Source organism: Acidovorax facilis, from assembly GCF_050626955.1.
GTDB lineage: Bacteria > Pseudomonadota > Gammaproteobacteria > Burkholderiales > Burkholderiaceae_C > Acidovorax > Acidovorax facilis.
Genome location: NZ_CP192460.1, coordinates 5115001 through 5137555, shown reverse-complemented (window position 1 = coordinate 5137555; position 22555 = coordinate 5115001). Strand labels below are relative to the sequence as shown.

Genomic DNA, 22555 nt, shown 5'->3' with positions numbered 1-22555 from the left:
ATGCGCCCCCAACCGGGGTACCTACAGCGCCTTGCGCAGGTTGGCCGGCGCGATCTTGAGCGCCTCGCGGTACTTGGCCACGGTGCGGCGTGCGCACTCGATGCCCTGTTCCTTGAGCATCTCGGCGATCTGGCTGTCGGACAGCGGCTTGGCGGGGCTTTCTGCGGCCACAAACTGCTTGATGAGGGCGCGCACGGCGGTGCTGGACGCGTTGCCGCCGGTCTCGGTACCCAGGCCCGAGCCAAAGAAGTACTTCAGCTCATACGTGCCAATTGGCGTGGCCATGTATTTGGCGGTGGTCACGCGGCTGATGGTGGATTCGTGCAGGCCCAGTTCGTCGGCGATGTCGCGCAGCACCAGCGGGCGCATGGCCAACTCGCCGTGGGTGAAGAAGCTTTTTTGCCGCTCCACGATGGCGCGCGAGACGCGCAGGATGGTGTCAAAGCGCTGCTGGATGTTCTTGATGAACCAGCGGGCCTCCTGCAGGCGCTGCTGCATGCCCTGGTGGCCCTCGCCGCCCTTGTGGCCGCGCAGGGCGCCAGCATAGATGTCGTGCACGCGCAGGCGCGGCATCACATCGGGGTTGAGGCTGACGATGAAGTTGTGCTGGCCATCGCGTCCATTGGCACGCCCGGCTTTGCGCACGATGACATCGGGAATGATGATGTTGCGCTCCACGTCGGCAAAGCGACGGCCGGGGCGAGGCTCCAGGCGAGCGATCAGCGCCATGGCGGCGCGGGTGCGCTCTTCGCCGTCGCCACACAGCTGCGTCAGGCGGCGGATATCGCGGCGGGCCAGCATCTCCAGCGGCTGCTGACAAATGCGCAGCGCGGTCTGCACCGTGTCGGGGTCAGCATCGCTGTCCTCGTCGGCAGCCAGCGCCGTGAGCTGCAGCGTCAGGCATTCGGCCAGGTTGCGCGCACCCACGCCGGTGGGCTCCAGGCTTTGCAGCAGGCGCTGGGCCACGGTGAAGCGGTGCACCAGCTCTTCGATTTGCTCCAGGTCGTCCGGCCCGGCCAGGCTGATGGCCAGCTCTTCCAGCGGCTCTTCGAGGTAGCCGTCGTCGTTGAGCGATTCAATGAGAAAACGCAGCGCGGCGCGGTCGATCTCGGACAAGCGCAGCGCCAGCGCCTGACGGTGCAAAAAGGCGGTCAGCGATTCATGCGAACGGGCCAGCTCGGTGGCGTCGGCCTCGTCGCCTTCGGAGTCGTTGCGGTTGCGGGCGGGCGCATCCCCGCCCCACTCCGCGTCGTTGGGCGCCATTTCTACCGTGCCGTCACCGCTCCAGTCAGGCTCGTCAGCGCCAGCACTCGGTGCTTCAGCATCATTTTGGCCTTCAGCGCTTGTGCTGCTTGCGCTGCTAGCTCCTGAAAATATAGCATCATCAGCACTGTACTCATCAGGCTGCGCGGGCGTGTCGGCGGCTTCCAGGCCAAACTCCTCGCGCGGAGCTTCGTCGGCATTGCGTTCGAGGAACGGGTTTTCGTCGAGCATCTGCTCGACTTCCTGCGAGAGTTCGAGCGTGGACAACTGCAGCAGCCGGATGGACTGCTGAAGCTGGGGGGTCAATGCAAGATGCTGCGAGACGCGCAGCGAGAGTCCAGGCTTCATCACATCCTGAAGTGTTCGCCAAGGTAAACACGTCGTACCTCGGCGTTGTCCACGATCTCGGACGGCGTGCCCTGCGCGAGCACGCGGCCATCGCTGATGATGAAGGCGTGGTCGCAGATGCCCAGGGTTTCGCGCACATTGTGGTCGGTGATGAGCACACCAATGCCCCGCGCCTTCAGGAAGCCGATGATGCGCTGGATCTCGATCACGGCAATGGGGTCGATGCCGGCAAAGGGCTCGTCCAGCAGGATGAAACGCGGTTGAGTGGCCAGGGCCCGGGCAATCTCGACGCGGCGGCGCTCGCCGCCGGACAGGGCCATGGCGGGCGAGGCGCGCAGGTGGTCCACGCGCAGCTCCTGCAGCAGGGCCGTCAGGCGCTCCTCGATGGCGTCGCGCGAGAGCGGCTGGCCGTCATCACCACGCTGCAGTTCCAGCACGGCGCGCACGTTCTCTTCGACTGTGAGTTTGCGAAAGATCGAGGCTTCCTGCGGCAGGTACGACAGGCCCAGGCGCGAGCGCCGGTGGATGGGCATGTGGGCCACCGATTGGCCGTCGATGCGGATGTCTCCCTCGTCGCTGCGCACCAGGCCCACGATCATGTAGAACGAGGTGGTCTTGCCCGCGCCGTTGGGGCCGAGCAGCCCCACGACCTCACCTTTTTGCACGACCAGCGAAACGTCCTTGACGACCTTGCGGCTGCCATAAGACTTCGCCAGGTGCTGCACCTCCAGGCGGCTGCCCGCCTGGGAATCAGGCCCCAGGCGGCTACCCGCCTGAGTGTCAGGGCCGGTACTCACAGCGGGCCCACTCACTTGGCGCCGCCGCCAAGGCTGTTGCTGGGGCGCAGCGCCGGGGCTGAGGCCGGGGACGCCGCCTCGGGGGCCGCCGCAGCGGGCGGTGGATCTTTGGGGGCCAGCACGGCGCGCACGCGGCTGCCCGGTGCGGGGGCATCGCCCGCAGCGTTGGTGGCGGTGCGCTTTCCGTCCACGGAGAACACGTCGGTCAGGTTGTTGTAGACAATCACGGCGCCGGTGATCTCGTCGCTGAGCACAGCGCCCCGGTAGCGGCGCAGCTCGGCACGGGTGATGAAGCGGACGTTGTCGGCCTTGCCGTCGTACTCGATGACTTCGCTCTCGCCTTCAATGAACTCCTCGGGTGCTCCCGGCAGGGTGTCGCGCTTTTGCCGGAAGAAGGCGCGCTTGCCGGGCTCTGCCGTGACCACACCGTACTGGTAGCCATCGGCATCCTGGCGCACATCCAGCCGCGCGCCGCGCAGCACGATGGAGCCCTTGGTCATGACCACGCGGCCAGAGAACACGCTGGTCTGCTTGAGTTCATCGTGGCGCAAAGCGTCCGCCTCGATGTTCATGGGCTTGGCGCGGTCGGCCTTTTCGGCATGGGCCACACCGAAGGTGCAGGCCAGGGCCGCGAGCAGGAGGATCGGAAGGAGGCGATGGTTCATAGGGCACGAATCTTGCAATCATTGTAGCCACCCCGTCGCGTTCCTCCATGAAAAAAGCCCGCATGTGCGGGCTTTTGCCAATGGGAACCGGCGGCCGGGCGAAAACCGTCAGCCTTTGCGGGCCACTGCCGCCAGATGTTCCACCACCTGCAGCACGTTTTGCATGCTGCCCGCCATGGTGCCATCGGTGTAGAACTTGCCCGCCACACCCATCGAGGGCACGCCCTCCACACCGTAGGCGTCCTGCAGTTGCGAAGCACGGCGAACCTGGTTGGACACGCTGAACGAGGTGTAGATTTCCTTGAACTTGGCGGCGTCCACACCCTGTTGGGCCACCCAGGCAAAAATTTCGTCGTCCTTGGCCAGCTTCTGCTTTTCCACATGGATGGCGCGGAACACCTTGGCGTGCAGGGCTTCGAGCTTGCCCATGCCTTCCAGGGCGTAGTACAACTTCTGCTGGGGCACAAAGCTCGCGTTGAAGGCCACGGGCATACGACGGACGGAGAGGTCCTTGGGGGCGGCCTTGACCCAGGCGTCGAGCGCGGGTTCAAAGGCGTTGCAGTGGGGGCAGCTGTACCAGAAGAACTCGATCACATCGACCTTGCCCGCAGGCGCGTCGGGCGCTAACGGCTTGTCAAGCCGCCGGAAGTCCTTGCCCTCCTTGAACTGGCGGGCCTGAGCCAGCGCGGGGGTGGCCACTGGCAACGTCAGGGCGGAAGCGGCAACCGCCGAGGCGGCGGACAAAGAAAACTCACGGCGTTTCATGACAAAGACTCTCCTGTTACAGGTCTGGGGGATGTGAGCCATGCCCCCGCAAAAAGTTCAGCCACCCGAAGTCTGGCGCGTCAGCGCTGCACGCGCACCAGCGCCGACTCCAGCCCGGCACCATCGAGCTTCTCCTTGAGCTGCTCGGCGTCGTCGCGCTTGGTGAACGGCCCCACACGCACGCGGAACACCGCCCGGCCATTCTGCTCACGCTCGCTCACGCGGGCCTCCCAGCCCAGCATGGCCAGCTTGGCGCGCTGCGCATCGGCGTCCGCCTGGGTGCGGAAAGCCCCGGCCTGGACAAAGTAGTCGAACGGGTCCAGATTGCCCTTGGCAGCAGCCTTGGCCACGGCCAGATCGCCCAGCGGGTCGGCGCCAGGCTTGGTTTCAGCCTTGGCCTCGGGCTTGCTGGCAGCGGGCTTGGGTGCGGGCGCCGATGCCACAGCCCGCGCATCCGGCGCGGCTGGGGTGGGCGCCGAGGCAGCCACAGCGGGCGGGGCTGCCGGGCGAGCCGGGTTCTTGCCATACAAAGGCGAATTGGGATCCCAGTTCTTGTTCTTCTGGGTCTCGGCGGCGTCCATGTCCACGCCCCGGCCATTGCCCTTGTTAAGGAAGGGGACCGGCACCTTGGTCACGTACACCGCCACAGCCAAGGCAGCGCCCAGGCCCACGATGACCCCAACGATAAAGCCGACGATGGTCCCGCCCGTCTGTTGTTTCTTCATAGTGACTGCTTACATTCTGGCTGGAGCCGACACGCCCAGCACGGCCAGGCCATTGTGCAATACCTGCGCGGTGGCGGCGACCAGCGCCAGGCGAGCCTTCTTCACGGCCTCGTCGTCCACCAGGATGCGCTCGGCGTCGTAGTAGCTGTGGTAGCTGGCGGCAAGGTCGCGCAGGTAGAAGGTCACATCGTGCGGGGCTTCGCCGTCGGCCGCAGCCGTGAGCATTTCGGGGTACTTGGCCAGCTGCAGCATCAGCGCCTGGGCCTGTGGGCCTTCGAGAGCCGACAGATCGACGTCGTGCAGCGAAGCCACGTTGCCACCGCCAGCCTCTTGCCACGCGCGCAGCACCGACTGGATGCGGGCATGCGCGTACTGCACGTAGTACACGGGGTTGTCGTTGTTCTGCGCCACGGCCAGGTCCACGTCGAAGGTGTACTCGGTATCGGGCTTGCGGGAGAGCAAGAAGAAACGCACGGCGTCCTTGCTGGTCCATTCGATCAGGTCGCGCAGCGTGACATAGCTGCCTGCGCGCTTGCTGATCTTGACCTCTTCACCGCCCTTGACCACACGCACCATCGTGTGCAGCACATAGTCGGGGTAGCCCTGCGGAATGCCCACGTCGGCCGCTTGCAAGCCCGCGCGCACGCGGGCAATGGTGCCGTGGTGATCCGTGCCCTGGATGTTGACGACCTTCGTGAAGCCACGCTCCCACTTGGCGATGTGGTACGCCACATCGGGCACGAAGTAGGTGAAGGAGCCGTCCTGCTTGCGCATGACGCGGTCCTTGTCGTCGCCGTAGTCCGTGCTTTTCAGCCACAGCGCGCCATCTTGCTCGTAGGTCTTGCCATTGGCGACGAGCTTGTTCACCGTGGCCTCGACGCGGCCGCTGGTGTACAGGCTGGACTCCAGGTAGTACTCGTCAAAGTGCAGGTTGAACGCCTGCAGGTCCTTGTCCTGCTCGTTGCGCAGGTAGGCCACGGCGAACTGGCGGATATTGTCGTAGTCCTCGACGTCGCCGTTGGCCGTGAACTCGCGGTCGTCGGCCTTCACCGTGGCCTTGGCCTTGAAGGCCTCGGCAATGTCGGCGATGTAATCGCCGTTGTAGAAGTTCTTGGCCAGCGGGTTGTCGCTGTCGGTGGGCCAGCAGTCGTCGCCGGGCTTGAAGCCCTTGGCGCGCAGCTGCGTGCTCTTGGTCAGCGTATCGATCTGCACGCCCGCGTCGTTGTAATAGAACTCGCGGTGCACCTTCCAGCCCTGGGTGCTGAACAGGTTGCAGATGGCATCGCCTAAAGCAGCTTGGCGGCCGTGGCCCACGTGCAGCGGGCCGGTGGGGTTGGCCGAGACAAACTCGACCAGCACGCGCTGGCCGTTGTCGGGTTGATAGCCGAAACGCTCGCCAGCGGCCAGCACCTCGCGCACGACTTCCTGCTTGGCGGCGGGCTTCAAGCGGATGTTCAGAAAGCCCGGTCCGGCGATTTCAATGGCATCCACCCAGCGGTTGAAGGCGGGCGTGGCCTCCAGTGCGGCCTTGAGCTGTTCACCCAAGGCGCGGGGATTGAGCTTGAGCGGCTTGGCCAGTTGCATGGCGGCGGTGCAGGCGAAGTCGCCATGGGCCGCCACCTTGGGGGATTCAAACGCCGCCTTGGCGCCAGCGCCAGGGGACAGGACTTCCAGCTCGGCCGCAAGCGCAGCGAGCAATTCATTTTTGGCTGTGAGCATCGGCGGATTTTACGGGGCCGGGCCGGGGCGCCCACCGAGCATGCCGCCAGCAGCGCCAAAGCAGCCCTGCGCAGCCAGTACGCAACAGATCGTAAAGAATCATGGCCTGGCCTGCGGCGTGTCAGCCCCGTCTCCAGAGCATACGTTGTAATCGGGCAATCCGACGCAGGTTGCGTCAGATGCCACACTCTACTGGAGCCCCTATGAACAAGCTTCTCTCCCTGACAGCCCTGAGCCTGGTCCTTTCGTTCGGCGCAGCCCACGCTGCCGACGCCCCTGCCGCCGGAGCCAAGGCTGCCGCCCCGGCCACGGCAGCAACCCCCGCCACGCCGGCAGCGCCTGCGGCATCGGCCGCCGCGCCCACCAAGCAGCAGACCCGCATGGCCACCTGCAATGCGGAAGCGGCGGACAAGAAGGGCGACGAGCGCAAGGCTTTCATGAAGACCTGCCTGAGCAACAAGCCAGAAACCCAGCAAAACAAGATGAAGGCCTGCAACGCTGACGAAAAAGCCAAGACGCTCAAGGGCGACGAGCGCAAGGCCTTCATGAGCGAATGCCTGAAGAACAAATAAGCCCTGCCAAAACAAAGAAAGCCGCTGCCCGTGAGGGTCAGCGGCTTTTTTGTGGGCGGAAGGTCTTTCTTGCGACGCCTACCAGCCCCGCGCCCAGAACACCGCGATCACCGCCACCACCGGCAACACGTGGGACTGGATCATCACGAGGCGGCGAACTTTTTTCACCTCCAGCGCGTCAGGCAGTGCCCCCGTGCTGCGCAGCGCATGGCGCCAGCGGCGAAACACCAACGAAGGCCAGAAGGACAGGAGAATCATGACCAGAATGATGGTGATCTTGATGTGAAACAGCGGCTGCGAGAGATACCACGAAGCCCCCTTGATGCCCCAGAGGACACGCGCCACGCCGCTGGCTATCATCAGCGCCCCCGCCACACCGTAGATCACATCCAGCCGCGCCAGACGCTCGACCACAGCGGCGTTCATCCACTCCATGCGGCACAGCGCCGCCTGGCTCGATAAAAAGACCACAAAGGTCAGGATGGCCACCAGGTGCAGGGCGGCGAGGACGGCTTCGAGGGTCATGGGGGTTTCCTTTGCAAAACCCAGGACCTCAGTGCGCGCTGCTTTTCTGAAACCCGGGTGGCCGCCATTTTGCTTGAGGAATTTCGCGACCGCCGCGCAACGCGGCATGCCGGTATGTGTGCCACCGCATTGCGTCCCCCCAAAAAAAGCGGCGCAGACCCGAGGGCCTGCGCCGCTTTGACCGAACACCGGAGCGGACGCGATCAGGCCACCGTGCGGGCCATCGCGCCTGCCGGCACATCCGCAGGCACCACCGGGGCCATGGCAGTGGCCGGGGCGGGCAGGGGATGACCGTTCAGCGCGGCATCCAGGCGCTCATGGTCCAGCGCGTTTTCCCAACGGGATACCACCACGGTGGCCACGGCGTTACCAATAAAGTTGGTCAGCGAGCGGCATTCGCTCATGAAGCGGTCCACACCCAGAATCAGCGCCATGCCGGCCACCGGCACTTCAGGCACCACGGCCAGGGTGGCGGCCAGAGTGATGAAGCCTGCACCGGTCACGCCTGCTGCGCCTTTGGAGCTGAGCATCGCCACCAGCAGCAACGCCACCTGGTGACCCAGCGTCAGTTCGGTGTTCGTGGCCTGGGCGATGAACAGCGCGGCCAGCGTCATGTAGATGTTGGTGCCGTCCAGGTTGAAGGAATAGCCCGTGGGCACCACCAGACCCACCACCGACTTGCTGCAACCGGCCTTTTCCATCTTTTCCATCAGCGAGGGCAAGGCGGATTCAGACGACGAGGTGCCCAGCACCAGCATCAGCTCGGCCTTCAGGTAGCGGCACAGCTTGAACACCGAGAATCCACACAGCCGCGCCACAAAGCCCAGGATCACCACCACGAACAGCAACGAGGTGATGTAGAACGAGCCCACCAGCCAGGCCAGATTGACCAGCGAACCCAGGCCAAACTTGCCGATGGTGAACGCCATGGCACCGAACGCACCGATGGGCGCGGCCTTCATCACAATGCCCACCACCTTGAACACGGGGGTGGTCAGCGCTTCCAGAAAATGCTGCACCGGACGGCCCGCCTCACCCACCAGTGCCAGGCCCACGCCAAACAGCACGGCCACGAGCAGCACCTGCAGGATGTTGTCGCCCACGAAGGGGCTGACCAGCGTCTTGGGGATGATGTCCATCGCAAACCCGGTCAGGCTCATCTCATGCGACTTGGCCACGTAGCTCTTCACGGCCGTCTGGTCCAGATCGGCGACGTTGATGTTCATGCCCGCGCCGGGCTGCACCACGTTGGCCACCACCAGACCCACCACCAGGGCCAGCGTGGAGAAGAACAAAAAGTACGCCATGGCCTTGCCAAACACGCGGCCCACGCTGCTCAGCTGCGACATGCCCGCAATGCCGGTCACGATGGTCAGGAAGATCACCGGCGCGATGATCATCTTGACCAGCTTGATGAAGGCATCACCCAGCGGCTTGAGCGCCTCGCCATAGGCGGGTTCAAAATGCCCGAGCAAGACACCCAGGACGATGGCGAGCACCACCTGGAAATACAGCTGCCGGTAAAAAGGCAGCCGCACGGGGTGGGCTGTGGGGGCGGAAATGGCGTGCATGGAGGTCTCCTGAAATCACGAAAGACTGCACCACCGGGGTGCGTCGAGGGTGCCGTTTGTACCGCCGCACGCTGTTTGAGCCGATAACCTATTGGTATTAGTCAGGGGCACCGCCATAGGGCGCCGCTTGCCCCAATATAGGGAAAACACCTAGCACCTGGCCGGGATGCGGCACACTCGCTCCCCGCAACATCCCAGCCTACGGACCGCGCCAGGAACAAATTTTCCCCATGACGATGACGCCCCGCCTCCGAAAATTCTGGACCCTGCTGATCCTGCTTGGGGGCATGGTGGGCAGCATGTTCATCGCCGGCCAATGGGCCTGGCAGCGTTCACTGCAGGAAGAAAACCGCAGCGTGCAGGGCCAACTGGCGCTCTACGGCCAGGCCCTGGCCCAGCGCATCGACCGCTACCGCACCCTGCCCGAAGTGCTGGCGCTGGATGCACAGCTGCGCAACGCGCTGACCCACCCACTGAGTGCGGCCGATGGGGAGCAGCTCAACCGCAAGCTGGAGCAGGCCAACGGTGCCAGCCAATCCTCCACCCTTACCCTGCTCAACCGCGACGGCCTGGCCGTGGCCGCCAGCAACTGGCGCACGGCCACCAGCAATGTGGGGGTGGACTACAGCTTTCGCCCCTACGTGCAGCAGGCGCTGGCCCAGGGGCGCGGCAGCTTCTATGGCATTGGCGTGACCACGGGTGAGCCGGGCTACTTTCTGTCTCAGGCCATCCACGACGACCAGGGCCAGACGCTGGGGCTGGTGGCCATCAAGATCGCGCTGCAGGAGCTGGAACGCGAGTGGCTGCAGACCACCGACATCGTGCTGGCGTCGGACGCGCATGGCGTGGTTTTTTTGGCCAGCCAGGATGCGTGGCGCTACCGCCTGCTGGAGCCACTGGACGATGAGGAACGCCGCGAGCTGAACGCCACCCGGCAGTACGCCGACCAGCCGCTGCGCCCGCTGGAAGTCCGCGTGGTGGAAGCCCTGGACACTGGCGGTCGGCTGGTCAGCGTGCAGGCCCCTGCCCTGCCCGGCCGCGTGCTGTGGCGGACCCAGCCCCTGCCCGGCACCCTGTGGCAGCTGCACCTGCTGCACGAGACACACAGCAGCTTCGCGGACAGCCGGTGGGCCGCTGCGGCAGGCGCGGGCGGCTGGCTGGCGCTGGGCCTGCTCGTGCTGTTTGTGCGCCAGCGCCAGCGCCTGTCAAGCCTGCGCCAGCGCAGCCGCCAGGAGCTGGAGACCGTGCTGCGCCAGCACGCCCAGGAGCTTCGCACCGCGCAGGACGGCATCGTGCAGGCGGCGCAGCAGGCCGCCCAGCAGACCGACACGGGCCTCTCGCGCAGCCTGGAACATCTGCCGCAGGGCGTGGTCATCATCGACGCCGACCTGAACCTGGTGGCCTGGAACTCGCGCTATGTGCAGCTGTTTCGCTTCCCGGCAGACCTGATGCGCGTGGGCCAGCCCATTGCCGACCTGATGCGCCACAACGCGCGCCGGGGCCTGCTGGGGCCCGGCCCGGTGGATGAGGCCATCGAACGGCGGCTGGCCCACCTGCGCAGCGGCACGCCACACCTGCACGAAAGCGCCAAGGACGACGGGACGGTGCTGGAGATCCGGGGTAATCCGCTGCCCGAAGGCGGTTTTGTGACCAGCTACGCCGACATCACCAGCTACAAGAACGCCGCACGCGAGCTGCGATCGCTGGCCGATGCGCTGGAGCAGCGCGTGGCCGACCGCACCCGCGACCTGGACGCCGCGCGGCGCGAGGCCGAGCAGGCCAACCGCTCCAAGACCCGCTTTGTGGCCGCCGCCGTGCACGATCTGCTGCAGCCCCTGAACGCCGCGCGCATGTTCACTTCGCTGCTGCGCAGCCATCTGCCAGGCGACGCCGAACGGCACGCCGTGGACAGCATCGACGGCGCCCTGGCCGCGCAGGACGCCATCCTCAACAGCCTGCTCGACATCTCGCGCATGGAATCGGGCCAGTTCGATGTGCACATCCACGACGTGGCCCTAGGGCCACTCTTGCAGGTGCTGGGCCACAACTTTGGCGTGCTGGCCGAAAGCCAGGGCCTGCAACTGCGCTGCGTGCCCACGCGCGCCGTGGTGCGCACCGACGACAACCTGCTGCGCCGCATCCTGCAGAACTTTGTCTCCAACGCCATCCGCTACAGCCGACGCGGGCGCATCGTGGTGGGCTGCCGCAGAGTGGGCAATGACCACCTGCGCATCGAAGTGCATGACCAGGGCCCCGGCATCCCCGAGGCGCTGCAGCGTGTAATTTTCGAAGAATTCCGCCGCCTGGACGAGGGCCGCGCCGACGACCGGGGCGCAGGCCTGGGCCTGGCCATTGTCGAACGCCTGGGCCGCCTGCTGGGGCACGAGATCGGCCTGCGCTCGCAACTGGGGCGTGGCAGCGTGTTCTGGGTGTGTGTGCCGCTGGGCAACCCCGCCGCTGCGCAGCAGGCTGCGCCCCCCGCCACCATGCAGCAACCCGCCGACGACGCGCCGCTGCAGGGCAGCAGCGCCTGGGTCATTGATGACGACGGCCCCACCTGCACCGCCACGCAGGCCCTGCTGCAGCGCTGGGGCTGCACGGTGCCACTGGCCGCTGGCGCGCCCGAGGCCCTGGCCGCCGCCCAGCCCGGCCAGGCACCCCGGTTGGTGCTGCTGGACGTGCACCTGGGCAGCCACCACCATGGCCCCGATGTCTACACGGAGCTGTGCCAGCGCTGGGGCCAAGCCCCCGCCGTGATCCTGGTCACCGCCGAACGTGACGCCACCCTGCGCCGCCAGGCCGCCGAACGCGGCTGGGGCTTTCTGGCCAAGCCGGTGCGGGCGCCCGCGCTGCGGGCGCTGGTGAGTCAGACGCTGCTTAGACAGGAAGCATCCCCCTGAGCCGCTGCGCGGCTTCCCCTTCTCTCTCCGCGCTGCGCGCCACGGGAAGCGGGAGGACGCCAGTGCATGCACTGTGTGTTGGCGGCGCTTGCACGGCGCCTCGCGCAGGGTGCTGCGCCCGGTTGGATAGGCTGCGCTCGTCGCTACGCTTTTAGTAGCTGCCAGGGCTTTTTGAATAAGCGACAGCGGCCGTTTTGATGCAGATCTCCACCTCAGGAAGACACGCCGTCTTCCGTCTCCAGGCTTTTGACCAGCACCGCCGCCTGCGTGCGGCTGTAGCACGCGAGCTTTTTCAGGATGGCGGTGACGTGCACCTTCACCGTGTTCTCCGCCAACCCCAGCGCGGCGGCGATCTGCTTGTTGAGCAGCCCGTCGGCCAGGCACAGCAGCACGCGGAACTGCTGGGGCGTGAGCTGCGCGAGCCGCGCGGCCAACTCGGCGTCGGCCTCGGAGCGCTCGGCCGCCATGGGCGGGAACCCGCTGCCGCCGTCCAGCACGGCCTGGATGGCGTCGCCCATGGCCTCGGCGGGCGCGGACTTGGGGATGAAACCCGCCGCACCAAACTGCTGCGCGCGCCGGATGACACGCGGGTGGTCGTTGGACGAAATGATCACCACCGGCAGCTCGGGGTATTCGCCGCGCACATGCAGCAGGGCCGAGAAGCCGCGTGTGCCGGGCATGCTCAGGTCCAGCAGCACGAGCTCGATCTCCGGGTGCTCCTGCAGCGCCGTGCCCAGCGTGGCGGCGCTGGCCGCCTCCAGCGTGCGGTACTGGGGCAGGCGTTCGCGCAGCACGTGCAGCACGGCCGCGCGGAACAGCGGGTGGTCGTCAGCGACGAGAAGCGTGGGCTCGGACATGGAATGTGCAGTCTGCCACGGGGCCGTCAGCCGCCCTGGGGGCCTTTCCAGAACGCGGGCTGTGCGTACTGGTGCTTGAGGTGCTCGATCCACAGCCGCACACGCAGCGGCAGGTGCTTGCGCTGGGGGAAGACCACGTAGATGCCGTTGGGCGGTGCGGCAAAGTCCTCCAGCACCGCGACCAGTCGGCCTGCGGCGATCTCGGCCTCGACCTCCCAGGTGCTGCGCCAGGCAATGCCCCAGCCGCCCAGGCACCAGTCGTGCAGCACCTGGCCATCGGAGCAGTCGAGCGGCCCGCCGGGCTTGAGGTGCATGACCTCGGTGGAGCCATCGGCATGCGGCACCCGGAACGCCCAGCCGCGCGTCTGCGAGGCGTCGCTGGAGAGCGTGAGGCAGTCGTGCTGCACCAGCTCGGCCGGGGCGCGCGGGGTGCCGCGCCGGGCCAGGTATTCGGGTGTGGCCACGCACAGGCGGCGGTTGTCGGCAATGCGCACGCTCACCAGCGACGAATCGGGCAAATCGCCCACGCGCACAGCGCAGTCAAAGCCTTCGCCCGCCAGGTCCACCACGCGGTCACTGAGGTTGAGAGAGATGGTCACATCGGGGTGCGCCGAGCGGAAACGCGGCACCAGCGGCGCCACATGGCGGCGGCCAAAACCAGCCGGGGCGGTGATGCGCAAATGGCCCGTGGCCTTGACGCCGCCTTCGGACACGCTGGCCTCGGCATTGGCCACGTCGGACAGCAGGCGCTGGCAGTCTTCCAGGAACGCGCTGCCCTCGTGCGTGAGGCTGATGCGGCGGGTGGTGCGCACCAAGAGCTTCACGCCCAGGTGCTCTTCGAGCGCATCGAGCCGACGGCCCATGATGGCGGGCGCCACGCCCTCGGCCTTGGCGGCTGCCGTGAGGCTGCCGCGCGTGGCCACCGATACAAAGGATTCGAAGGCCTTGAGTTTGTCCATGGGCGGTGATTATGGAGACATCCACGCGGGGGCCTGCACCCGGCCGCTGCAGCGCGGCGTCGCCCAGTGACTGAAAAATCTGAAGCAAAAACAGGCCCTTGCGCGCGACCAGATTGCCTTGATAGCTATTATTAATATAGCAATCAGGTCAATCGAGACTTGAGGAACCCCACGGTGCCGTAGCGCTTGACCTCCGCATAGTGGTCGCGCGTGAGGCCTTGCACCATGGCCGCATAGGCATCCGCCAGGTCGGGCGCGATGGTGAAGTGGTCGTAGTTCACGATCACCGCCACGCGTTCGCCACGCGTGGCGAGCGGGGCCAGCAGGTGGCGCACCTCCTGCTCGATGGCGTCGATGGTGCTGGCGGTGTTGATCTGCAGGCCCGAGAAGTCGATGTGCAGCAGTTGGCGTGCGGCGTCCAGCTCAAAGCGCTGCACCAGCGGGCGGTTGAGCAGTTGCTCACGCAGGCCCAGCGGGCCGGGCTCGAACAGGCGCATATCCATGGTCTGCAAACCCGGGCTGATGCGCGGCGTGAAGGACATGTGGGCGAGCACGTCGCGGTGCAGGTCGATGCCGGGCGCCAGCTCGATCAGCTCCAGCGCGCCGCCGCCCTCCGGCTCGCCCGAGGGCACCAGGCGGAACACGCAGCGCTCCGTCACATACAGCACGCGCTGGCCGCGCCGCAGGGCCTCGGCGCCGCTGAAGGTGCGATGCTCCACCTCGCGCACCAGCTTGCGCGCGCCGCCTTCGTGCAGGATGTGCAGGTGGCCGTCCACCGCCTCCACCTGCAGCGCGCCTGCCGTGAAGGTGCCGACAAACACCACGGTCTTAGCGTTCTGGCTGATGTTGATGAAGCCGCCCGCACCCGCCAGGCGCGGGCCAAACTTGCTCACGTTGAGGTTGCCGTGCTGGTCGGCCTGCGCCAGGCCCAGGATGGCGATGTCGAGACCACCGCCGTCGTAGAAGTCGAACTGGTTGGGTTGGTCGATGATGGCCTGCGGGTTCACGGCCGCGCCAAAGTTCAGGCCACCCGCCGGGATGCCGCCGATCACGCCGGGCTCGGCCGTGAGCGTGACGAGGTCGATGATGCGCTCCTCAGCCGCTACGTTGGCCACGCCCTCGGGCATGCCTATCCCTAAGTTCACTACTTGGTGCGGGCGCAGCTCCAGCGCTGCGCGGCGGGCGATGATCTTGCGCTCGGTGAGTGGCATCGCCTCCAGGGTGTCCACGGGCACACGCAGCTCACCGGCAAAGGCGGCGCTGTAGGGCTCGGCAAAGGTCTGGTGGTGGTGCGCGGGCTCGGTGGCCAGCACCACGGCGTCCACCAGCACGCCGGGCACCTTCACCTGCCGGGGGTTGAGCGACCCACGCTCGGCAATGCGCTCGACCTGCGCAATGACCACGCCGCCCGAGTTGCGTGCCGCCATGGCAATCGCCAGCGCTTCGAGCGTGAGCGCCTCGCGCTCCATGGTGAGGTTACCGTCCGCGTCGGCTGTGGTCGCGCGGATGATGCCCACGTGGATGGGGAAGGCCTTGTAGAACAGGTAGTCCTGCCCGTCGATGGGCAGCACGCGCACCAGGTCTTCGGTGGTGCGCGCGTTGAGCTTGCCGCCGCCGTGGCGCGGGTCCACAAAGGTATCGAGACCCACGCGCGTGAGCGTGCCGGGCTTGCCCGCGGCGATGTCGCGGAACAAATGTGTGATCACGCCCTGGGGCAGGTTCCAGGCCTCGATCTGGTTGTCCACCGCCAGTTTCTGAATGCGTGGCACCAGGCCCCAGTGCCCGCCGATCACGCGCTTGAGCAGCCCCGCGTGGCCCAGGTGGTTGAGGCCGCGCTGCTTGCCGTCGCCCTGCCCTGCAGCGTAGACCAGCGTGAGGTCGCGCGGGGTTTGCGTGGACTCCCAGCGCTGGGCCAGTGCCACGGCGATGCTCTCGGCAAAGCCGATGCCCACAAAGCCGCCCGTGGCCACGGTGTCGCCGTCGTGGATGAGTTGCACCGCATCGGCGGCGCTGACGATCTTGTTCTTGTAGGCAGCGTTCAGCGCGCCAGCGGCCAGGGGTGCCTGCATGGATTTGTCTCCCGGTGGGGTTATTTTTATGAGCCAGATCACGGCCTCGCAATAGATTGCGGGGGCGCCCCGGCTCTTCGCGCAGCGTAGTGCTTAACCGGCCGGTGCGCCATTCCGTGCAACTACGGACTGTCACCAGTTTTGCGTAAAAGTCACTGGTTTCGAGCTTTTCACCGTATTTATGTGGAGAAACATTTGCAATACAGTCTGTCCATGGCCTTCTCGCCAAGGTCCGACATTTCTTTGATCCACGTTTCAACAACTCAACTCTTTAGGCACCCTCATGACCGACCGCACCGCAATCCACGGCCTGCAAGTGGCCACCTCCCTGTACCGCTTTGTCGAAGACAAGGTGCTGCCCTGCACGGGTGTCGATGCCGCCGCCTTCTGGAAGGGCTTTGACGCCATCGTGTCGGACCTGGCCCCGCGCAACATCGCCCTGCTGGCCGAGCGCGACCGCCTGCAGACCGAGTTGGACACCTGGCACAAGGCCAACCCCGGCCCCATCAAGGACATGGTGGCCTACCGCAGCTTCCTCGAAAAGATCGGCTACCTGGTGCCCCAGCCCGCCGATGTGAAGGCGACCACCGCCAACGTGGACGACGAGCTGGCCACGCAGGCCGGCCCGCAGCTGGTGGTGCCCATCCTGAACGCACGTTATGCACTCAACGCCGCCAACGCGCGCTGGGGCAGCCTGTATGACGCGCTGTATGGCACGGACGCCATCAGCGAAGAAGGCGGCGCCGAAAAAGGCAAGGGCTACAACCCCGTGCGAGGCGCCAAGGTGATTGCCTTTGCGCGCCAGGTGCTGGACGACACGGCGCCTTTGGCCTCGGGCTCGCACAAGGATTCGACTGGCTACAAAGTGGAAGGCGGCCAGCTGGTGGTGTCATTCGCCAACGGCAGCACCACAGGCCTGAAGGACGCATCGCAGTTCAAGGGCTACCAGGGGAGCGCAGCAGCGCCTTCATCGGTGCTGCTGCAGCACAACGGCCTGCACCTGGATATCCAGATCGACCGGTCTACCCCCATCGGCCAGAGCGACGCTGCGGGCGTGAGCGACCTGGTGCTGGAAGCGGCCCTCTCCACCATCCTGGACCTGGAAGACTCCGTGGCCGCCGTGGACGCCGAAGACAAGGTGCTGGGCTACAGCAACTGGCTGGGCATCATCCAGGCCACGCTGACCGAGCAGGTCGCCAAGGGCGGCAAGACCTTCACGCGCGGACTGAACCCTGACCGTGTTTACACGGCCCCCCAAGGCGGAGAAGTGCGCCTGCATGGCCGCTCGCTCATGTTCCTGCGCAATGTGGGCCACCTGATGACCAACCCGGCCATCCTGTGGACCGACGCGCAGGGCACGCAGCGCGAGATCCCCGAAGGCATCATGGATGCAGTGGTCACAACGGCTATCGCATTGCACGACCTGCAAGGCCATGGCGCCAACGGAATCCGCAACTCCCGCAAGGGCAGCGTCTACATCGTCAAGCCCAAGATGCACGGCCCGGCCGAAGTCGGCTTTGCGGCCGAGCTGTTCGGCCGCGTCGAGAAGCTGCTGGGCCTGCCCGACAGCACCGTCAAGCTGGGCATCATGGACGAAGAGCGCCGCACGTCCGTCAACCTCAAGGCCTGCATCGCCGCCGCATCGAGCCGCGTCGCTTTCATCAACACCGGCTTCCTGGACCGCACGGGCGACGAAATGCACACCGCCATGCACGCCGGCCCCATGGTGCGCAAGGGCGACATGAAGACCAGCGCCTGGATCCAGTCGTACGAGAAGAACAACGTGCTCGTGGGCCTGAGCTGTGGCCTGCGCGGCAAGGCGCAGATCGGCAAGGGCATGTGGGCCATGCCCGACCTGATGGCCGAGATGCTCAAGCAGAAGATCGCCCACCCCAAGGCCGGTGCCAACACCGCCTGGGTGCCCAGCCCCACGGGCGCCACGCTGCACGCGCTGCACTACCACCAGGTGAAGGTGAGCGACATTCAGATCGAGCTGGAAAAGACCGACGTGAATGCCGAGCGCGACAACCTGCTGACCGGCCTGCTGACCGTGCCCGTGGCCGCCGCCCCGAGCTGGAGCGACGCCGAGAAGCAGCAGGAGCTGGACAACAACGCCCAGGGCATCCTGGGCTACGTGGTGCGCTGGGTGGACCAGGGCGTGGGCTGCTCCAAGGTGCCCGACATCCACAACGTGGGCCTGATGGAAGACCGTGCCACGCTGCGCATCAGCAGCCAGCACATGGCCAACTGGCTGCTGCACGGCGTGGTGACGCATGCCCAGGTGAAGGAGACCTTCGAGCGCATGGCCGCCGTGGTCGATGGCCAGAACGCGGGCGACCCGCTGTACCAGCCGATGGCGGGCCACTTTGACACCAGCTACGCCTACCGCGCGGCCCTTGACCTGGTGCTCAAGGGCCAGGAGCAGCCCAGCGGGTACACCGAGCCGCTGCTGCACGCCTGGCGCCTGAAGCTGAAGGCGGCGCAGGCAGCCTGAGCAGCAGGCGGTGACGCGCGCGTGGGCATCGCGCGCGCTTCAATGAGACGATTGCTCAGTTTTTTATAGCTGCTTGCGCTTGATAGTAAAGCGCTAGCAGCTATTTTTGTTTGAAGCTTTCTTTCAACCCATCCCCACCTCGCTGCGCACAACCCAAAGTTGGTTTACGAACGTGCGACAGGTCCGAGGGAATCGGCCCACGGCAGAGGGTTCAACCAGTTCCGCTCCGCAGCGGGGTATGTGCTTGCGCCGTACACTGGCCCTCGGCACGCCCGCCCCCGTGGCGGGCCACCCGTCTGCAAGCCGAATCCGCCATGACTTCCCCTTCGCCCAGCGCTAGTAGCGCTACCGATGCGCCCGCCGCATCCGTCTGCCCCCTGTGCGGGCAGCCAAATCTCTGCGCAATTGCTGCCGGACAGCCATCCGAGAGCTGCTGGTGCATGGCCCCCGGCACCGTTGCCCCCGAGGCACTGGCCGCGCTGCGGCCCGAACAGCGGGGCAAGACCTGTATCTGCCCGGCCTGCGGATCACGCGGGAGGCCGTCCTCTCCGTCGTCGTCGCCGCTTGCACCGTCGTAGCAGCCCGCGTCGATATGATTTCGCCTTTGTTTTTTGTTTGTGCAACCACCCCTACTGCAAGGAAGCTGAAATGCCCACGTACCACGTCGAAATGATGGAAGGCCGCACGGTCGAACAAAAGAAGAAGCTGGTGGAGGAAATCACCCGCGTTTCCGTTGAAATCCTGGGCGGCTCGCCCGAGTCGGTGGACATTCTCATCACCGACATCAAGCGCGAAAACTGGGCCACGGGAGGCAAGCTCTGGTCCGAGCGCACCTGAGCGGGGCTTTGCCCCTTTTCAGGCGCATTGGCGCAAACTGTTGACCCGCACCGCTCCATGACCCAGGCAGGCTCGCTGGCCGTTTTGAGGGAGCGCTACGGAGAGCGCTACCGCTGGCTGGTATTGCTGTCCGTGATGGTGGGCACGATGGCGTCGATCATGTCGTCCACCATCGTGAACGTGGCCATCCCCGACATGAGCCACTATTTCACGCTGGGCCAGGAGCGCGCGCAGTGGGTCACCTCAGGCTTCATGGTGGCCACCACGGTGTCGATGCTCACCACGCCCTGGCTGCTGTCGCGCTACGGGTACCGCGCCACTTACGTCGGCGCGATGCTGCTGCTCTTGGCGGGCGGCATTGGCGGCGGGCTCGCGCGGGATTTTGGTCTGGTGCTGGCTGCGAGGGTTGCGGAGGGGTTGGCGGCAGGCGTTGTTCAACCGATCCCGGCCGTCATCATTCTTTACGCCTTCAAACCCCATGAGCAGGGCCGCGCCAGCGGCATCTTCGGCATGGGCGTTGTACTGGCACCCGCCATCGGGCCTAGCATCGGCGGCTTGCTGGTGGACTGGTTTGGCTGGCGCTCGATTTTTTTCATGGTGGTGCCGCTGTGTCTGGCGTCCATCTGGTTGGCTTACAAGTTTGTGCCCGTCACCGCCCCGGGCGGCGTGGAGGCCAACCGCCAAGGTGAGGCGCTGGACTGGCGTGGGCTCCTGCTGGGCACTGTGGGTACGCTGTGCTTGCTCAATGGCCTGGTGTCGCTGCATGGCGGCTCCGTGGCCGAAGCACTCGGCCTGCTGTCGGGAGCGGTGATGGCTGTCGCGTGTTTCATTGCCTGGCAGCGCAAGTTGCTGCGCATGGGCCGCAAGCCGCTGATGGATCTGCGCCTGTTTCAGTACCGCCAGTTCGCCATGGGCAGCGTGGTGGCATTCATCTACGGTACGGCCTTGTTCGGATCCACCTATCTGCTGCCAGTGTTCATGCAGTTGGGGCTGGACTTGTCGGCATCACATGTGGGTACGCTCATGCTGCCAGCAGGATTTGTCCTTGCCATCACCATCGCGGTGGTGGGCCGGCTTGCCGACCGCCAGCCCACCCATTTTCTGGTCAGCATCGGACTGGGCTTGCTGGCGCTTTCGTTTGGACTCATGGTGTTTGTGGGCTTGGGCTCTTCATTGTGGATGCTGGTGGCGTTTGCAATGTTGGGCCGCATTGGTCTTGGCTTCATCCTGCCCTCGTTGAACCTCGGGGCCATGCGGCCTCTGGACAAATCACTTATCTCGCAGGGCTCCAGCACCATCGGCTTCTTGCGCATGCTGGGCGGGGCAGCCGGCGTCAGCCTGTGTGGCATCGTCCTGGAGTGGCGATTGAGCGCCCATGGCGCCTCGCTCGTCGCGGGCGCCAGCGGCCCGGCCCGTATCACTGCGTTCGGCGAAACCTTTTTGATGCTGACCTTGTTGTGCCTGCTGGCCTTGGTAGCCGCCTGGCAACTGCGGGAAGCCAAGCCCCGTTAAACGGGCCACCTATCGACATCGCCTTCGCTGGACCGCATCGGGCATGATCTAGCTGCACCGCCAAGACTTCAGAGAAACGGAATCTCCCCATGTGCCAACTGCTCGGCATGAATTGCAATGTTCCCACCGACGTGACCTTCAGCTTCACGGGATTTGCGCAACGAGGAGGAAAAACGGATCACCACAGCGATGGATGGGGCATCGCCTTTTTTGAAGACAAAGGCCTACGACATTTTGTAGATCATCAGGCAGCGGTGGAGTCTCCGGTGGCAGAGCTGATCCGCCGATACCCGATCAAAAGCAAAAACGTCATCGCCCACATCCGCAAGGCGACCCAGGGCATTGTCAGCCTTCAAAACTGCCACCCCTTCGTGCGTGAACTCTGGGGACGCTATTGGGTTTTTGCCCACAACGGCGATCTGAAGGATTTCCGCCCCCGCCTCCACTCGCATTTCCGCCCGGTGGGCGACACCGACAGCGAACATGCTTTTTGCTGGATCATGCAAGAGTTGGCAAAGTCCCATGCCAGCGTGCCGTCCGTCCCGGAACTGACTTTGACGCTGAAAGAGCTCGCCGCACGGATCAGCCCCCACGGCACCTTCAATTTCTTGCTCTCGAATGGTCAGGCGCTATGGTCCCATGCGACTACCAGCTTGTACTACCTAGAGCGCCGGTATCCGTTTGGACAGGCGCAACTGAGTGATGAAGACGTCAGCCTCGACTTTTCGCGAGAAACCAATGAAAAGGACGAAGTGGCCGTGATTGTGACGAGCCCGCTGACTACCAATGAAACCTGGACTGCGTTTGGTAAAAGCGAATTGCTGGTGTTTTGCGAAGGCAGAAGACTGGACGTCTAAGCACTAGCGCTGTGCGCGCGATGCGATCAAAGGGGCTTGTCTCGGGCGGGAGCCTTTGGCCGTGTAGCTTCAGTGTCCAGAGAGTTGGCACGCAACGCTCTCGAAGCCATCCTGCACTGCATTAGCGCCATGCCAAAAGCAAAAAACCCCAGTCATATCTGACTGGGGTTTTCTGGGCTGTAAGAGCCTGACGATGACCTACTTTCACACGGGAACCCGCACTATCATCGGCGCAAAGTCGTTTCACTGTCCTGTTCGGGATGGGAAGGAGTGGTACCAACTTGCTATGGTCATCAGGCATAACTGGGTGCTGAGCTGTTCGAGGAACAGCCTAGCGAATTCATAGAGTTTGGAATCAGATTTTTGTGTCTTTTGACTGCGTCAACTTGGCATAACAATCTTTGAGCTTTTCACACATTCCTTACGGTTTGCATATTGGCTATCAAAGTTATAGGGTCAAGCCGCACGAGCAATTAGTATCAGTTAGCTTAACGCATTACTGCGCTTCCACACCTGACCTATCAACGTCCTGGTCTTGAACGACTCTTTAGGGGGCTCAAGGCCCCGGCAGATCTCATCTTGAAACGAGTTTCCCGCTTAGATGCTTTCAGCGGTTATCTCTTCCACACTTAGCTACTCGGCAATGCCACTGGCGTGACAACCGATACACCAGAGGTGTGTCCACTCCGGTCCTCTCGTACTAGGAGCAGGCTTCCTCAAATCTGCAGCGCCCACGGAAGATAGGGACCAAACTGTCTCACGACGTTTTAAACCCAGCTCACGTACCTCTTTAAATGGCGAACAGCCATACCCTTGGGACCGGCTACAGCCCCAGGATGAGATGAGCCGACATCGAGGTGCCAAACACCGCCGTCGATATGAACTCTTGGGCGGTATCAGCCTGTTATCCCCAGAGTACCTTTTATCCGTTGAGCGATGGCCCTTCCATACAGAACCACCGGATCACTATGTCCTGCTTTCGCATCTGCTCGACTTGTCAGTCTCGCAGTTAAGCACGCTTATGCCATTGCACTATCGTCACGATGTCCGACCGTAACTAGCGTACCTTCGAACTCCTCCGTTACGCTTTGGGAGGAGACCGCCCCAGTCAAACTGCCTA

Annotated in this window: 18 protein-coding genes and 2 rRNA genes (1 of these 20 cut by a window edge); 7 read left to right on the top strand and 13 right to left on the bottom strand. The window is 64.9% G+C overall.

Annotation, left to right across the window (positions count from 1 at the left end):
- Window positions 1-21: 21 nt before the first annotated feature.
- The 6 genes from ACQ4MJ_RS23535 to argS all read right to left on the bottom strand — a co-directional run bounded on the left by ACQ4MJ_RS23535 (window position 22) and on the right by argS (window position 6282).
- Complete coding sequence (locus ACQ4MJ_RS23535) at window positions 22-1611, bottom strand: RNA polymerase factor sigma-54 (RefSeq protein ID WP_431151085.1); 1590 nt, start codon at window positions 1609-1611, stop codon at window positions 22-24.
- The gene (gene lptB / locus ACQ4MJ_RS23530) at window positions 1611-2408 is read right to left on the bottom strand and encodes an LPS export ABC transporter ATP-binding protein (protein ID WP_055402495.1); all 798 of its coding nucleotides are present in this window, start codon (window positions 2406-2408) and stop codon (window positions 1611-1613) included. The genes ACQ4MJ_RS23535 and lptB overlap by 1 nt, the downstream gene beginning before the upstream one ends.
- Before the next feature lie 11 nt (window positions 2409-2419).
- Window positions 2420-3073: a lipopolysaccharide transport periplasmic protein LptA gene (gene lptA / locus ACQ4MJ_RS23525; RefSeq protein WP_431151087.1), complete on the bottom strand. Its 654-nt coding sequence runs from the start codon at window positions 3071-3073 to the stop codon at window positions 2420-2422.
- A gap of 108 nt (window positions 3074-3181) precedes the next feature.
- The gene (locus ACQ4MJ_RS23520; RefSeq protein WP_431151089.1) at window positions 3182-3838 is read right to left on the bottom strand and encodes a thiol:disulfide interchange protein DsbA/DsbL; all 657 of its coding nucleotides are present in this window, start codon (window positions 3836-3838) and stop codon (window positions 3182-3184) included.
- A gap of 80 nt (window positions 3839-3918) precedes the next feature.
- Window positions 3919-4563, bottom strand: a complete 645-nt coding sequence (locus tag ACQ4MJ_RS23515; protein WP_055397987.1) for an SPOR domain-containing protein — start codon at window positions 4561-4563, stop codon at window positions 3919-3921.
- A 9-nt stretch (window positions 4564-4572) separates the two neighbouring features.
- Window positions 4573-6282 (bottom strand): arginine--tRNA ligase, encoded by a 1710-nt coding sequence (argS, locus tag ACQ4MJ_RS23510; protein ID WP_431151091.1) that lies wholly within the window; start codon window positions 6280-6282, stop codon window positions 4573-4575.
- Window positions 6283-6485: 203 nt separating this feature from the next.
- On the opposite strand from argS, the gene ACQ4MJ_RS23505 reads away from it, so the two are divergent.
- Entirely contained in the window at window positions 6486-6854 is a 369-nt protein-coding gene (locus ACQ4MJ_RS23505) for a PsiF family protein (RefSeq protein ID WP_055397983.1), read from the top strand.
- A gap of 78 nt (window positions 6855-6932) precedes the next feature.
- Here ACQ4MJ_RS23505 and ACQ4MJ_RS23500 read toward each other — a convergent pair whose 3' ends face one another.
- On the bottom strand, window positions 6933-7379 hold the full coding sequence (locus ACQ4MJ_RS23500; RefSeq protein WP_218301423.1) for a DUF2214 family protein: 447 nt from the start codon (window positions 7377-7379) through the stop codon (window positions 6933-6935).
- A 203-nt stretch (window positions 7380-7582) separates the two neighbouring features.
- Window positions 7583-8950: a dicarboxylate/amino acid:cation symporter gene (locus ACQ4MJ_RS23495; protein WP_121421454.1), complete on the bottom strand. Its 1368-nt coding sequence runs from the start codon at window positions 8948-8950 to the stop codon at window positions 7583-7585.
- A gap of 230 nt (window positions 8951-9180) precedes the next feature.
- Here ACQ4MJ_RS23495 and ACQ4MJ_RS23490 point away from each other — a divergent pair, with 230 nt between their 5' ends.
- Window positions 9181-11850, top strand: coding sequence for a hybrid sensor histidine kinase/response regulator (locus tag ACQ4MJ_RS23490; protein ID WP_431151092.1), 2670 nt, complete (start codon window positions 9181-9183; stop codon window positions 11848-11850).
- A gap of 212 nt (window positions 11851-12062) precedes the next feature.
- Here ACQ4MJ_RS23490 and ACQ4MJ_RS23485 read toward each other — a convergent pair whose 3' ends face one another.
- From ACQ4MJ_RS23485 to ACQ4MJ_RS23475, 3 genes are all read right to left on the bottom strand, one after another.
- Complete coding sequence (locus ACQ4MJ_RS23485) at window positions 12063-12707, bottom strand: response regulator (protein WP_431151093.1); 645 nt, start codon at window positions 12705-12707, stop codon at window positions 12063-12065.
- Between the two features lie 26 nt (window positions 12708-12733).
- A complete protein-coding gene (locus ACQ4MJ_RS23480) occupies window positions 12734-13666 on the bottom strand; it encodes a LysR family transcriptional regulator (RefSeq protein WP_055397973.1) in 933 nt (310 codons plus the stop codon).
- A 143-nt stretch (window positions 13667-13809) separates the two neighbouring features.
- A complete protein-coding gene (locus tag ACQ4MJ_RS23475; RefSeq protein WP_431151095.1) occupies window positions 13810-15735 on the bottom strand; it encodes an acyl CoA:acetate/3-ketoacid CoA transferase in 1926 nt (641 codons plus the stop codon).
- A gap of 283 nt (window positions 15736-16018) precedes the next feature.
- Between ACQ4MJ_RS23475 and ACQ4MJ_RS23470 the strand changes: the two genes are divergently transcribed.
- The 5 genes from ACQ4MJ_RS23470 to ACQ4MJ_RS23450 all read left to right on the top strand — a co-directional run bounded on the left by ACQ4MJ_RS23470 (window position 16019) and on the right by ACQ4MJ_RS23450 (window position 21435).
- On the top strand, window positions 16019-18229 hold the full coding sequence (locus tag ACQ4MJ_RS23470; RefSeq protein ID WP_431151096.1) for a malate synthase G: 2211 nt from the start codon (window positions 16019-16021) through the stop codon (window positions 18227-18229).
- Between the two features lie 314 nt (window positions 18230-18543).
- On the top strand, window positions 18544-18807 hold the full coding sequence (locus tag ACQ4MJ_RS23465) for a cysteine-rich CWC family protein (protein ID WP_431151097.1): 264 nt from the start codon (window positions 18544-18546) through the stop codon (window positions 18805-18807).
- Window positions 18808-18877: 70 nt separating this feature from the next.
- Window positions 18878-19066: a 4-oxalocrotonate tautomerase gene (locus ACQ4MJ_RS23460; RefSeq protein ID WP_010466444.1), complete on the top strand. Its 189-nt coding sequence runs from the start codon at window positions 18878-18880 to the stop codon at window positions 19064-19066.
- Between the two features lie 57 nt (window positions 19067-19123).
- Window positions 19124-20578 carry a DHA2 family efflux MFS transporter permease subunit gene (locus ACQ4MJ_RS23455; protein ID WP_431151098.1) on the top strand — a complete coding sequence of 485 codons (1455 nt, stop codon included), beginning with the start codon at window positions 19124-19126 and terminating at the stop codon, window positions 20576-20578.
- Window positions 20579-20667: 89 nt separating this feature from the next.
- Entirely contained in the window at window positions 20668-21435 is a 768-nt protein-coding gene (locus ACQ4MJ_RS23450; RefSeq protein ID WP_431151100.1) for a class II glutamine amidotransferase, read from the top strand.
- A 185-nt stretch (window positions 21436-21620) separates the two neighbouring features.
- Here ACQ4MJ_RS23450 and rrf read toward each other — a convergent pair.
- Window positions 21621-21733 (bottom strand): 5S ribosomal RNA (gene rrf, locus ACQ4MJ_RS23445).
- Window positions 21734-21887: 154 nt separating this feature from the next.
- Window positions 21888-22555 (bottom strand): 23S ribosomal RNA (locus ACQ4MJ_RS23440); it runs 2211 nt beyond the window's last position.